The sequence below is a fragment of the Streptomyces sp. Y7 genome (genome assembly GCF_043195415.1).
GTDB lineage: Bacteria > Actinomycetota > Actinomycetes > Streptomycetales > Streptomycetaceae > Streptomyces.
In genome coordinates, this window is record NZ_JBIDDQ010000009.1 from 99063 (window position 1) to 111006 (window position 11944).

Here is an 11944-nt window from a genome sequence, read left to right on the forward strand (position 1 = left end):
GAACCCTCCTTGTGGTGCGTGCGATCGGACGGTGGCTACGGCAGTCCCCAGGCCGGGCCCGGTGCGCCGACGGCGACGGGCGCGATGACCAGGTCGGGACGGGAGCCGGAGTGGACGAGGACCTCGCGGTTCCTGGGCAGGTCGATGGCGAGGGTGCCGTCGCCCAGGTCGCGGGTGCGGGCCGGGGAGCCGTCGTCGAGGAGCACGGTGAGGCTGCCGGTGAGGCCGTGGCGCAGGTGCAGCGGCTCGCCCGCCAGACTTCTGATCCGGATGAACCGGGTGACCCCTGCCGTGCGGACGGCGCTGACCAGGAAGGCGCCCTGCGTGCGGAAGTCGTGCAGGGTGACGTCCGCCCAGTCGGTGGGGACCGCCGGGAAGACGCGGATCACGCCGCCCCAGCTCTGGCAGAACATGTCGTGCAGGGACTGCGAGGCGGACAGCGGCGTCTCGATGACCGGGCCGGCCTCCGTGTAGTGGGTGTTGGCCTGGCAGGGGTAGCGGGTGGCGGGGTCGAAGAACTTCCGCAGATAGCGGATCGCGGTGTCACCGTCCCCCGTCATGGCGTAGAGGGAGGCGGCACCGGTGTAGCTGTAGCCGCGGTGGGCGCCGGTGAGGGCGTGCCAGTGCTCGACCGACTTGATGATCAGCTCGCGGCTCTCGGGCTGGTCCCAGTTGACGAGGTGGAGCGGATAGACCATCAGCAGGTGCGAGTAGTGGCGGTGGGACTGGGCGTACGGGGTGTCGGCGCCGATCATGAAGCCGTTGTCGTCGACCGGGTACGGGGTGAGCCGGGCCAGCACCTCCTGCCAGCGCGGGGCCGACTCGTCGTCGATGCCGAGGAGTTCGGCCGATTCGATCAGGGTCCGGCAGCCCCAGCGGATCAGGGCGAGGTCGTAGGTGGTGTCCTGCGGCGGGACGACGGGGTACTCGGGCGAGAGGGTGCTCGGCAGGTGCAGCTTGCCGTCGCTGCCCGGGGTGAGGAAGTGCAGGTAGTAGGCGATCGCCCGGCGCAGCACCGGGTAGATCGTGTCCCGCAGCAGCGCCTTGTCCATGGAGTGGCGGTACGACAGCCACACGTTGTGCAGCGCCCAGGTGAGGTTGCCCGCCTCGCCGCCGCTGCCTATGGCGCTCACTCCTCGGTTGGCGAACATGTCGGAGCTGCGGCCGACTCCGGAGCTGTCGGCGCGGTAGGCGGCGGGCACGTTGGCGATGAGCTGTTCCTGGTTCTGGCGCAGGGTGGTGGCGAGGGCGTCGAGTTCCAGGTGGTTGGAGCCGTGGATGAGCCAGTACTCGAGCTGGACGTTGAGGTTCCACCAGACCGCGGGCCAGGGCGTGGGCTCCAGCCAGGGGCCGGAGGTGGCCATCACCGGGCCGCCCGCGCGGCTCGCGGAGGCGGCCTTGTAGAGCTGGATCCAGTGGAAGCTCTGGAGCCGCTGGTCGGGGAAGGAGACGAAGCTCTTGCGGTAGAAGGCGTGCCACCAGCGGGTGTGCCGTCGCCGCAGGCTGTCGTACGACGTCGCGCGCCGCAGGTTGCGCAGGGAGTCGGCCTCGCCGGCGGTGGCGGAGGGGAAGCTGTGTCCGACGGAGAGCAGCAGTTCGCCGTCGCCCCGGCGGTACGCGGTGGCGGTCCGGCCGCCGCCGGTGAGGGGCTGGAGGACCTGCTCGGTGCCGTCGGGGGCGGTGCGGGTGGTCCAGGGCGGGTTGGCGGTGTAGCCGGTGGGCGGGGCCTCGCTGATCTTGCGCGGGCTGACGGCCTCCTCGGGGTGGAAGGTCCAGGTGACGCGCTCGCCGCCGCGGGCCGTCGCGCGGACGGCCAGGACCTCGTCGTGGACGAGTGCGGAGAGGGTGAGGGTGCCGGCGGTGGTGGTGACGGTGCCGGTGAGTTCGGCGTTCCACAGGCTCAGCCGCCAGTTCACGACGGTGACGGTGCCGACGGGATCGAGCGTGAGGTGTCCGACGGGCAGCCGGCAGGTTCCCCAGCCGCTGCCGAACTGAGGCCGGTGGTCCTGGACGCGGCCGTGCTGGACGGTGAAGCGGATCCGGCTCGCGCCCGGTTCCTGGTAGATCATGCTGCCGAGCTGCCCGTCCCCGAGGAACGGGCCCTCGTACCAGCGGGTGGGCAGCCTGCTCCACAGCAGGTCCTGGTCGCGCAGGAAGCCGGCCCAGGCGCCGTCGCCGGTCATGGTGTCGCGGAGTTTCCACGGGCGTCCGCCGTCCCGGGCCGCCGGGGTGCCGGCGGCGGACGGATCCGCCCGTAAGCCCTCTTCGGCGTGGGCCGTCCCGGGCAGGGCCGCGGCTGCCGCACCAGTGAGGGCGGTGCCGAGCACTGCTCTTCGGGCCACCTTCGAACGTCGCTCCGGCTGTGAGGTCATCCATGTCCTCCAGACCTGACGGATCCTCGATACATCGGGTGTATCGCGGAACCTAGCAGGCCTCGTGAACCTGTCAACGACCTCAACAGCACCAAGGAAGGCGGCATTTCAGCCAAGAACCGGGTCTGACCATGGCACCTACATCGATGAACATCGTCCAACTTCTTGACTCATCCGATGTATTGGGAGGCGGACGGGAGACTACACCCGGCGGCGCCCCGCCGGGCCGGCCGGACGCGGGGATCACCGCGGACGGCTACCGGGCCGCGGCCACCTGCGCCGGCTCTTCCGGCACCGACAACCGAACGTTGGGCACGGGGAGGGATGACACGGTCGCTCGCCCGCCATGAGCCTCGCTGAACTGGTGTTTCACTTCGGCGACCGTCACCGAGTCACAACGCATCGTTGTGCGGTTAGGGTGGCATGCGTGGACCTCAACGCCGTACGCACCTTCGTCGCCGTCGCGGACGCCGGTCAGTTCCAGAAGGCCGCCGTCGACCTGTCCCTGACCCAGCAGGGAGTGTCCAAGCGTGTCGCGGCCCTGGAGCGGGAGCTCGGGGTGCGGTTGCTGACCCGTACGCCGCGCGGCGCCGAGCTGACCATCGACGGGCAGGCGTTCCTGGCGCACGCCCGGTCCCTGCTCCAGGCCGAGGAACGGGCGAGGGCATCCGTGCGCCCCGGCAGCCGAGCCCTGCGTGTCGACGTGATCGGCCGCCGGGCGTCGCTGGCCGGTCTGCTGCGCGACTTCCACCGCGGCCGTCCCGAGATCGCCCTCGACGTCGTGACCCTCCCCGGCGCCGAGGAGGCCATCGCGGCCGTACGGGACGGCACCATCGACGCCACCTTCCGCGCCGTCACCATGCCCGGGCAGCGGATCCCCGACGGCATCGAGGTCAGCCCGGTCCACGACGAGCCGCTGCACCTGTTCACCGGTCCGGCGCACGCGTTCGCCGCTGCCGCGTCCGTCTCACCCGCCCGGCTGGCCGGCCATCGGATCTGGATGCCGGGCAACGTCCCCGGCACCGAGTGGACCGCGTACTACGAGGCGCTGGCCGCCGAGTTCGGGCTGACCATCGAGGCGACGGGCCCCAACTTCGGCGTCGAGGCACTCATCGACACGATCGCGGCCTCCTCGACGCTGGCCACCTTCCTCGGCGCCCGGACGCCGCTGGTCTGGCCCGCCGGCTACGAGATGCGCCTCATCCCGCTGCGCGACCCGACGCCGGTCTACCCGCACTCGCTGCTCTGGCACCGCGACAACCCGCACCCGGCGCTCACCGCACTGCGCGAACACCTCACCGCGGTGCGCCACGAACCCCCGGACGGCGAGATCTGGACACCGGCATGGGCACGCCGCGTGAGCGGATCCGGCAGCCGGTTCCCGTGCGCAGGGCGCTGAAGCCGAGCGGTCCGAGCCGGGGCCGTCATGCCCGCCGGGTGTCGTCCGTCCGCTCGCCCTCGGCCTGGGACGGTTCGGTCCTGGGGACGTCCGGGTGCTGCTGCACGGCCGCGCGCTCGGCCGGCTCATCGCGTTCGCCCTCGGCCTGCGAGGGGGTGTGCGAGTACAGCCAGCGGTCGTAGTCCGAGGCTCCGGTCTTCATGGCCGACCTCCCTTGGTCGTTCACCTCCCATGCTGCGCCCGGCGCGGCGCGGCGACCAGCCGTCCCCGCGTCCGGTGGGGCCGGCTCAACCGGTGAGGCCGACCCGATCGCAGGCGGGGCGCAGTCTCGGAGGGCAGATCTGCTGCACGGTGAACACGCCGTCGTGGACGACGGTCCGCTCCAGGTCGGCGGCCGTCACCGGCACCGGCGTGAGCAGGATGGACGGGATGTCCTCGTGGGTGGGGCTGTCGATCTGCGTCGTCGAGACGTCGCGGACGTCCTGGCCCCGCCCCAGGGCGACGGCCATGGCGGCGGCCGCGGCGGCTTCCTTCTCGAACGGCTTGTACACCGTCATGTACTGCTCGCCGGCGACGATGCGCCGCACGGCCTCCAGGTCGGCGTCCTGACCCGTGATCGGGGGAAGGTCCTCGACCCCTGCCTTCTTGAAGGCGGAGATCACGCCCGCGGCGATGGCGTCGTTGGCGGCCAGGACGCCGCTGATGCGGTCCGCCCCCAGCGAGGAGATCGCGGCGGACATGTTGGCGTGGGCGTTCTCCGGGCTCCAGCCCTGGGTCTCGTACGACCTGGCGACGTCGACCCTGCCCGCCAGGACGGACATCGCGCCGTCCCGGAACCATGCCGCGTTGGCGCTGCTCGGGTCGCCGTTCATCATCACGACGGTCGTGCCGTCGCCCCGGCGTTCCATGGCCCGCACAAGCGCCTCGCCCTGCATCTTGCCGACCTTCGACCCGTCGAAGCTGACGAAGCCGGAGATCGCGCCCTCGGCGAGCCGGTCGTAGGCGATGACCGGAACGCCCGCGCGGTCCGCCTCCTGGATCGAGGAGCGCAGTGCCTTGCTGTCGGCGGGGTCGAGGATCAGGACCCTCGCCCCTTTGGTGACCATGGAGATCATCTGCTGGCGCTGTCGCTCCACGTCGTTCTCGGCGTTGGCGTACAGCATGGTGCAGTCGTCGCAGAGTTCCTTGAGCCGCTGCTCGATCAGCGGCTTGTCGGAGTGCTCCCAGCGGGGGGTGACCCGGTTCGGCAGGAGCAGGCCCACCGAGAAGCTCTCCGTGTCCGCCTCGCCGTCCCCGCCGCAGCCCGCGAGGGCCACCGTCAGCAGTCCGGCGACGAGTGCCGCGACGGCATGCAGGGCACGTGTCCTCATCGCAGCTCCCCTCCGTTCACAGCCTCACGTCCGCGGTGGCCGGCTCGCTCGTCGGCACCGTGATCTCGCTCCACACCTGCTTGCCGCCGGCCACCGGGACCGTGCCGCTCGCGTCGGACACGGCTTCGACCAGCAGCAGGCCACGGCCGCCGGTCGACTCCCAGTCCACGATCACGGGCTTGGCGGGCGCGCGCGGCGAGGAGTCGCTCACGCTGACCCGGACCCGGTTGCCGCGCAGCACCAGGTCGAGACGTACCGATCCCTGTGTGTGCACCAGGGCGTTGGTGACCAGTTCGGACACCACGAGGAGCACCGCGTCGGCGGCCGCCTGGACGTGCCAGCGGCGCAGGGTGCGCGCGGTGAAGCGGCGGGCGTGCATGACGGCGTCGGGCAGCCGCCACACCACCCAGCCGGCCCGGATCGGCTTGGTCTGCATGCCGTCGTAGCGCAGGAGCAGCAGCGCGACATCGTCCTCGCGCCGGCCGACGTCGCCGAGCAGGGCGTCGGCCATGCGCGCCGGGTCCACCGGATCGGCGGCGGCGAGCGCGGCGCGGGTGTGTGCCATGCCGGCGTCCAGGGGCAGGTCGGCGGCCTCGACCAGGCCGTCGGTGACCAGGGCGAGCACCGTGCCGGGGGTCAGGGCGACCGCGGTGAGCGGGAACTCCGCGTCGGCGAGGATGCCCAGCGGGGGGCCGCCCTCGACCTGCACCTCCTCGGTACGCCCGTCGGGATGGCGCAGCAGCGGCGAGAGGTGTCCCGCCCGGACGAAGAGGGTGGTGCCCTCCTCCATGTCCAGTTCGACGTAGAGGCAGGTGGCGAAGAGGTCGGTCTCCATGCCGACCAGGAGGCGGTTGGCGTGGGACACGACCACGTCGGGCGGGTGGCCCTCCACCGCGTACGCCCTGACCGCGGTACGCATCTGGCCCATGATCGTCGCGGCTCCGGCGCTGTGTCCCTGCACATCGCCGATGACGAGCGCGACCCGGTCCTCGGACAGCGCGATGACGTCGTACCAGTCGCCGCCCACCTGCAGCCCGCGGCGGGCGGGCAGGTAGCGGGCGACGGCCGTGCCGCCGGGGAGTTCGGGCAGTCGCCGGGGCAGCAGGCTGCGCTGGAGCATCGTGGCGAGTTCCTGCTCGGCGTCGTGGGCGTGCGCGCGTTTGAGTGCCTGGCCGACCAGCGCGGCGGTGGCGGTCAGCAGGGACCGTTCCTCGGGGATGAACTCGTGCGGCCGGTCCCAGCCGACCACGCACACCCCGGCGACGCTGCCCTTGGCCGGGAGCGGCAGGACGGCGAGGCCACCGGGGCCGACGCCCGCGAGGCCCGATTCGAGGGCGGTGCCGGCGGGCCACAGGTCCATCCGGCCGTCCCGCAGGGCCAGTTGGAGGGTGGGAAGGGCGCTCACCGGGGCGTCGGGCCACTCCGAACGCCACTGGGCGCGCCACAGCTCCGGCCAGGCGTCGGGCTCCGGCGGGTCGAGCAGGGTGACCACGAACCGTTCGTCCCGGATGTCGGCGAGGGCCACCCGGTCGGCGCCCAGGGGCTCGCGCAGCGCGGTGAGCGCGACCCGTCCGACCTCCTCGACCGTGACCGCGTCGTCGAGGGCGGTGGTCAGCCACTGGATCCTGGACACGTCGTCGGCGCTGCGGCTCCTGACCTGTGTCGCCGTCACCACGCCGAGGAGCTGCCCGGGCTCGTCGGCGGTACCCGCGAGCACCCGGCAGCTCAGGCTCAGCCAGCGCACCTCGCCGGTGGGGCGGCGCACGCGGAACTCCAGCTCCCGTCGGCCCGGTACCTGCAGGGACGGCTCCAGGACGGACATCAGCGCGGGCATGTCCTCCGGGAGCGCGTGCGCGAGCAGGGTGTCGGCCTTGCCGTCGAAGTCGTCCGGGGTGATGCCCACGAGTTCCAGGAGCGCGTCGTCCGCCTCGATCAGGCCGGTGTCCGGCACCAGGACGAACGAGCCGACGCGCAGCCCGCGCAGGGCGCGGCTCAGCGGGGACCCGCCCGGGGGACGGTCCTCCGTACCGCGCAGCACACAGGCGACGGCGTCGGCGTACCGCTCCAGAAAGCGCTGCTGCCCGGCGTCGAAGCCGTCCGCCGAGGCCCCCACGACGACGAGGCAGCCGAGCCGGGTGCCTTCCGCGCCCAGCGGCAGCGCGCCGAGTGAGGCCGTCCGGGCCCGCGGCGGTGTCGGCGCGCCCTCCGGGTAGGAGGCGAGGGCCGCGGCGTTGAGCCAGAGCGGCCGGTCGGTGCGGAAGGCGTGCACGGCGGCCGAGCCGCCCGACAGAGAGAGCCGCTGCGGCAGCCGGTATTCGGGGGTGCCGCCTCCGGCCGCTTCCAGCAGCTGGAGCTCGTCGCCGCCCGCGACGGTCGTGTAGAGCGCCGTCAGTGCCGCTCCGGCGAAGATCAGCGCGCGGTCGCTCGTGGCGCTCCGCGGCGCCGCAGGAGGTGTACCGGTGTCCGCGGCGCCGGCCTCGGATGCCTCCGGCACCGGATATCCGGTCCGGGCACGGCCGTCTTGAGGCATGTCCGCAACCTTCCTCCCGTCCCTGCCGGAGGTGCTGAGGGAGCTCGGGCAACCCCGACTCCCAGCGCTGCTCGGGCGCCCGAACACCAGAATCGCATATATGGATGAGCTGGACATATCTGCTCGCTCGCCGCTCCTGGACACGTCGCGCGCCCGCTCGGCGGGACACCCGGTCCGCCGACCGGCGAGGGCCCTCGCTGCGTTCGCAGATCGACCCGCCCGGTGTCACACTGACCAGGTGGTCGGCATGTGAGAAGGCCAGGTGTCGCCATGCTCGCCAGAGAGATCCCCCGTATGAAGGCCTCCATACGCAACGCGGCCCTCTCCATGATCGCGATCCTGACGGCCGTCGGACTCGCCGCCTGCGGGACGGACGGCGGGAGCGCCTCCGGCACGGAGAACGGGCCCCAGATCGGCGTACTGCTGCCGGACTCGACCACGGCCCGCTGGGAGACCCAGGACCGGCCGCTGCTGGAGAAGAAGATCCACGAACTGTGCCGCACGTGCACCATCGAGCACGGCAACGCCAAGGGCGACGTCGCGATGCAACAGCAGCAGATGGACTCCATGATCGCCGAGGGTGTCGACGCCATCCTCCTCGTGGCGGTCGACTCCCGGTCCCTGGCCGCCTCGGTGAGGCAGGCCGAGGAGGCCGGCATCCCGGTCATCGCCTACGACCGCCTGTCCGAGGGCCCGATCGCGGGCCATGTCTCCTTCGACGGCCAGGAGGTCGGCAGACTCCAGGGCCAGGCACTGCTGAAGGCCATGGGCGACGAGGTGCCCGGGGCCGAGATCGTGATGATGAACGGTGACCCGAGCGACCCCAACGCGGTGCTGTTCAAGGAGGGCGCGCTGTCCGTGCTGTCGGGACAGGTGAAGATCGGCAAGGCGTACGACACCATCCAGTGGCGGACCGAGGCCGCCAACCTGAACATGTCCGGCGCCATCGCCGCCCTCGGCGCCGGCAACATCCAGGGGGTCTACGCCGCCAACGACAGCCTCGCCGCCGGCAGCATCTCCGCCCTGAAGTCGAACAAGGTGGACCCGCTGCCCCCGGTGACGGGACAGGACGCCGAACTCGCCGCCGTACGGCGCATCGTCCGCGGCGACCAGTACATGACCGTCTACAAGCCCTTCCCGCCCGAGGCCGCCGCCGGCGCCGCCATGGCCGTGGCCGCGGCCCGCGGGGAGAACCTCACCCGGGTGGCCAAGGACAAGGTGCGCACGAGCGAGGGGAAGACGGTTCCGGCGGTCATGCTCACCCCGGTGTCCGTGGTCGTCGGCAACATCAAGGACACCCTGGTGAAGGACGGCGTGTACACGATCCGGCAGATCTGCGTACCCGATCTCGTCGCCGCCTGCGAGACGGCCGGGCTGACCTGACCTCGGCCCCGGATCCGTCCGGGCCACGGGAAGGAGATGGTGTTCCGTGCCCGCTCCCCTGCTGGCGCTGCACGGCGTGTGCAAGCGCTACGGCGCCGTCGAGGTCCTCATGGACATCGAGCTGGAGATCTACGCCGGCCAGGTCGTCGCGCTGCTGGGTGACAACGGAGCCGGCAAGTCCACCCTGATCAAGGTGATCTCCGGAGTCGCGCCCGCGGACCGGGGCGACATCGCCTGGGACGGCCGTCCCGTCCACATCAGGCGCCCCAACGACGCCCGGGACCTCGGCATCGCCACCGTCTACCAGGACCTCGCGCTGTGCGGGAACCTCGACGTCGTCGGCAACCTGTTCCTCGGCCGGGAGATCCGCCGGTACGGCTTCCTCGACGAAATGGAGATGGAGCGCCGCACCGCCCGGTTGCTGGAGCGCCTGACCAGGGGCATCCCCCACCTGCGCGCGCCCGTCGTCTCGCTGTCCAGCGGCCAGCGCCAGACCGTCGCCATCGCCCGCTCCCTCCTCGGCGATCCACGGCTCCTGCTGCTCGACGAGCCGACCGCGGCACTGGGACTCCAGCAGACCACCGAGGTCCTCGACCTGGTCGACGAGCTGCGGGACCGGGGCGTGGGCGTCCTGCTGATCAGCCACAACATGGGCGACGTCAAGGCGCTCGCGGACCGTGCCGTGGTGCTGCGGCTCGGCCGCAACAACGGCTTCTTCGACGTGGGCACCGCCTCGCAGGAACAGATCATCTCCTCCATCACCGGGGCGACGGACAGCACGCCCCGCCGACCGGCCCATGAGGAGGCGGCGTGGTGAAAGGGACGCACGACATCACGGACACCCCGCAGGCCGGAGCCACCGCCTCGGACCCGCCCGACACGCGCGGCGCCGAGGCCCGCAAGGAGCCCCCCGGGTCCGCCGCCGGGCGGGCGGTGCAGAGCTGGGCCGTGTTCGCCCGGCGCAAGCTGCGGGCCGGGGAAGTGGGCTCGCTCCCGGTCGTCGTCGTCCTCGCCGTCGTCTGGATCACCTTCCAGTCGCTGAACTCCAACTTCCTCTCGCCGCGCAACCTGTCCAACCTCAGCGTGGACATCGTCGGCACGGGGCTGATCGCCGTCGGCATCGTGTTCGTGCTGCTGCTCGGTGAACTCGACCTCTCGGTCGGCTCGATCAGCGGACTGGCGGGGGCCGTGTTCGCGGTGCTGAACGTGCAGAACGGCGTGCCCGAGTGGCTCGCCCTGATCATCGGGGTGCTCGCCGGCACGGCCGCCGGCACGGTCCAGGGCTACTCCTTCGCGAGAACCCGGGTGCCGGCGTTCGTCGTCACGCTCGCGGGGCTGCTCACCTGGAACGGCCTGATGCTCTACATCCTGGGCAGCAGCGGCACCATCAACCTCGACGAGAACGGGCTCGTCGCCAAGCTGACCAACTACTACTTCACCGACGACGCCGTCGCCTACGGGCTCGCCGCGCTCGCCACCGGGCTCGTCTTCCTGGTGTCGTACCTGGACCGCCGGCGCCGCAAGGCCGCCGGCATGCCGCACCGCTCGCTCCAGATCATCGGCGTGCGCACCGGCGGGCTCGCGGTGATCGCGTTCACCGTCGCCTATCTCCTCAACCGGTTCCAGGGGCTGCCCCTCGCCCTCCTGATCTTCCTCGTGGTGGTGGCCGGCCTCGACATCGTGCTGCGCCGCACGCACTACGGCCGCCAGGTGTACGCCCTCGGCGGCGGCGTCGAGGCGGCCCGGCGCGCCAGCCTCCATGTGACGCGGGTGCAGACCGCCGTCCTCGCGGTCTCCGGCACCATGGCCGCGATCGGCGGCCTGTTCCTGGCCTCGCGCATCACCTCGGTGAGCCAGACCTCGGGTTCCGGCGTGCTGCTGCTCAACGCCATCGCGGCGGCCGTCATCGGCGGCACGAGTCTGTTCGGCGGGCGCGGTTCGACGTGGTCGGCGGTGCTGGGCATGCTGGTCATCCAGTCGATCGCCTCCGGCATGGCCCTCACGGACACCCCCGCCGCCGTCCAGTTCATGATCACGGGCGGGGTGCTGTTCGCCGCGGTGGTCATCGACGCGCTGTCGAGACGCTCCCAGGAGGCACACGGACGCGCCTGAGCGACGGCGGTCGCCGGCCTCCGCCGTCCCCGACCGGGACGGGCGCCCGCGCCGCCCGCACGGGATGCTGGAGGTGAGGGCGCGGGACGAGGACGGCCGGGAGGTGAGGGCGGTGATCGCCGTCAACCCGATGGACAGCGACGCGGTGCTGGCGACCTTCGGCGCCCTCGGGGTGCTCGTGGTGATCCTCGCGGAGTCGGGTCTGCTCGTGGTCGGCTTCTTCCTGCCCGGTGACACGCTCCTGTTCCCGGCGGGCGTCCTGTGCGCGGCGAGCGCCGACCAGGCACCGCGGCTGGTGCTGTGGCAGGTCCTGCTGTGCGCGGCCGTGGGCGCCGTGGTGGGCGGCCAGATCGGCTTCCTGCTGGGCCGGCACGGCGGACGGGCCCTGCTGGCCCGCACCCGGAAGCGACGCGTCCGCGACGCGGCGGCCCGCGCGGAGAAACTCCTGGCTCGCTACGGCTATGGAAAGGCCCTGGTGATCGGCCGTTTCATCCCGCTGGTGCGCACGGTCCTGCACCCGGCGGCCGGCGCCCTCGGCGTGCCCACACGGACGTTCACCATCTGGCAGATCGTCGGCGGCCTGCTCTGGTCGCAGGCCCTGGTCCTGGCCGGCTACACCCTCGGCGCGTCCGTCCCCGGCATCGACGCCTACCTGCTGCCACTGGTCGCCCTGGTCGTCGTCCTCTCCCTGCTGCCGCTGCTGCCCGTACTGACGGAGTCCCGCCGCTCGAAGCGCGACCGGTGACATCCGCCGGCCTCAACTCCCCTCCGTGGAGGG

At 72.1% G+C, this 11944-nt stretch carries 9 protein-coding genes; 5 read left to right on the top strand and 4 right to left on the bottom strand.

Going from position 1 to position 11944, the window contains the following annotated elements:
* Positions 1 to 35: 35 nt before the first annotated feature.
* A complete protein-coding gene (locus ACGFW6_RS23425; protein ID WP_393513041.1) occupies positions 36 to 2372 on the bottom strand; it encodes a Tat pathway signal sequence domain protein in 2337 nt (778 codons plus the stop codon).
* Between the two features lie 427 nt (positions 2373 to 2799).
* On the opposite strand from ACGFW6_RS23425, the gene ACGFW6_RS23430 reads away from it, so the two are divergent.
* Positions 2800 to 3771 (top strand): LysR family transcriptional regulator, encoded by a 972-nt coding sequence (locus tag ACGFW6_RS23430; protein ID WP_393513044.1) that lies wholly within the window; start codon positions 2800 to 2802, stop codon positions 3769 to 3771.
* Between the two features lie 25 nt (positions 3772 to 3796).
* Here the strand turns inward: ACGFW6_RS23430 and ACGFW6_RS23435 are convergent, their stop codons facing one another.
* From ACGFW6_RS23435 to ACGFW6_RS23445, 3 genes are all read right to left on the bottom strand, one after another.
* Complete coding sequence (locus ACGFW6_RS23435; protein ID WP_393513047.1) at positions 3797 to 3973, bottom strand: hypothetical protein; 177 nt, start codon at positions 3971 to 3973, stop codon at positions 3797 to 3799.
* Between the two features lie 85 nt (positions 3974 to 4058).
* The gene (locus ACGFW6_RS23440; protein WP_393513050.1) at positions 4059 to 5141 is read right to left on the bottom strand and encodes a sugar ABC transporter substrate-binding protein; all 1083 of its coding nucleotides are present in this window, start codon (positions 5139 to 5141) and stop codon (positions 4059 to 4061) included.
* 16 nt (positions 5142 to 5157) lie between these two features.
* Entirely contained in the window at positions 5158 to 7671 is a 2514-nt protein-coding gene (locus tag ACGFW6_RS23445) for a SpoIIE family protein phosphatase (RefSeq protein ID WP_393513053.1), read from the bottom strand.
* 294 nt (positions 7672 to 7965) lie between these two features.
* Between ACGFW6_RS23445 and ACGFW6_RS23450 the strand changes: the two genes are divergently transcribed.
* The 4 genes from ACGFW6_RS23450 to ACGFW6_RS23465 all read left to right on the top strand — a co-directional run bounded on the left by ACGFW6_RS23450 (position 7966) and on the right by ACGFW6_RS23465 (position 11911).
* Positions 7966 to 9054 carry a substrate-binding domain-containing protein gene (locus ACGFW6_RS23450; protein WP_393513610.1) on the top strand — a complete coding sequence of 363 codons (1089 nt, stop codon included), beginning with the start codon at positions 7966 to 7968 and terminating at the stop codon, positions 9052 to 9054.
* A gap of 46 nt (positions 9055 to 9100) precedes the next feature.
* Positions 9101 to 9871, top strand: a complete 771-nt coding sequence (locus ACGFW6_RS23455; RefSeq protein ID WP_393513056.1) for an ATP-binding cassette domain-containing protein — start codon at positions 9101 to 9103, stop codon at positions 9869 to 9871.
* The gene (locus ACGFW6_RS23460) at positions 9868 to 11166 is read left to right on the top strand and encodes a sugar ABC transporter permease (protein ID WP_393513613.1); all 1299 of its coding nucleotides are present in this window, start codon (positions 9868 to 9870) and stop codon (positions 11164 to 11166) included. Before ACGFW6_RS23455 ends, ACGFW6_RS23460 begins: the two co-directional genes overlap by 4 nt.
* A gap of 112 nt (positions 11167 to 11278) precedes the next feature.
* A complete protein-coding gene (locus tag ACGFW6_RS23465) occupies positions 11279 to 11911 on the top strand; it encodes a DedA family protein (protein ID WP_393513616.1) in 633 nt (210 codons plus the stop codon).
* Positions 11912 to 11944: the final 33 nt, after the last annotated feature.

What these genes read in the sequence shown, in the direction of transcription:
- ACGFW6_RS23425 (WP_393513041.1), bottom strand. Translation starts at nt 2,372, where the DNA reads ATGACCTCACAGCCGGAGCGACGTTCGAAGGTGGCCCGAAGAGCAGTG.
- ACGFW6_RS23435 (WP_393513047.1), bottom strand. Translation starts at nt 3,973, where the DNA reads ATGAAGACCGGAGCCTCGGACTACGACCGCTGGCTGTACTCGCACACC.
- ACGFW6_RS23440 (WP_393513050.1), bottom strand. Translation starts at nt 5,141, where the DNA reads ATGAGGACACGTGCCCTGCATGCCGTCGCGGCACTCGTCGCCGGACTG.
- ACGFW6_RS23445 (WP_393513053.1), bottom strand. Translation starts at nt 7,671, where the DNA reads ATGCCTCAAGACGGCCGTGCCCGGACCGGATATCCGGTGCCGGAGGCA.
- ACGFW6_RS23450 (WP_393513610.1), top strand. Translation starts at nt 7,966, where the DNA reads ATGAAGGCCTCCATACGCAACGCGGCCCTCTCCATGATCGCGATCCTG.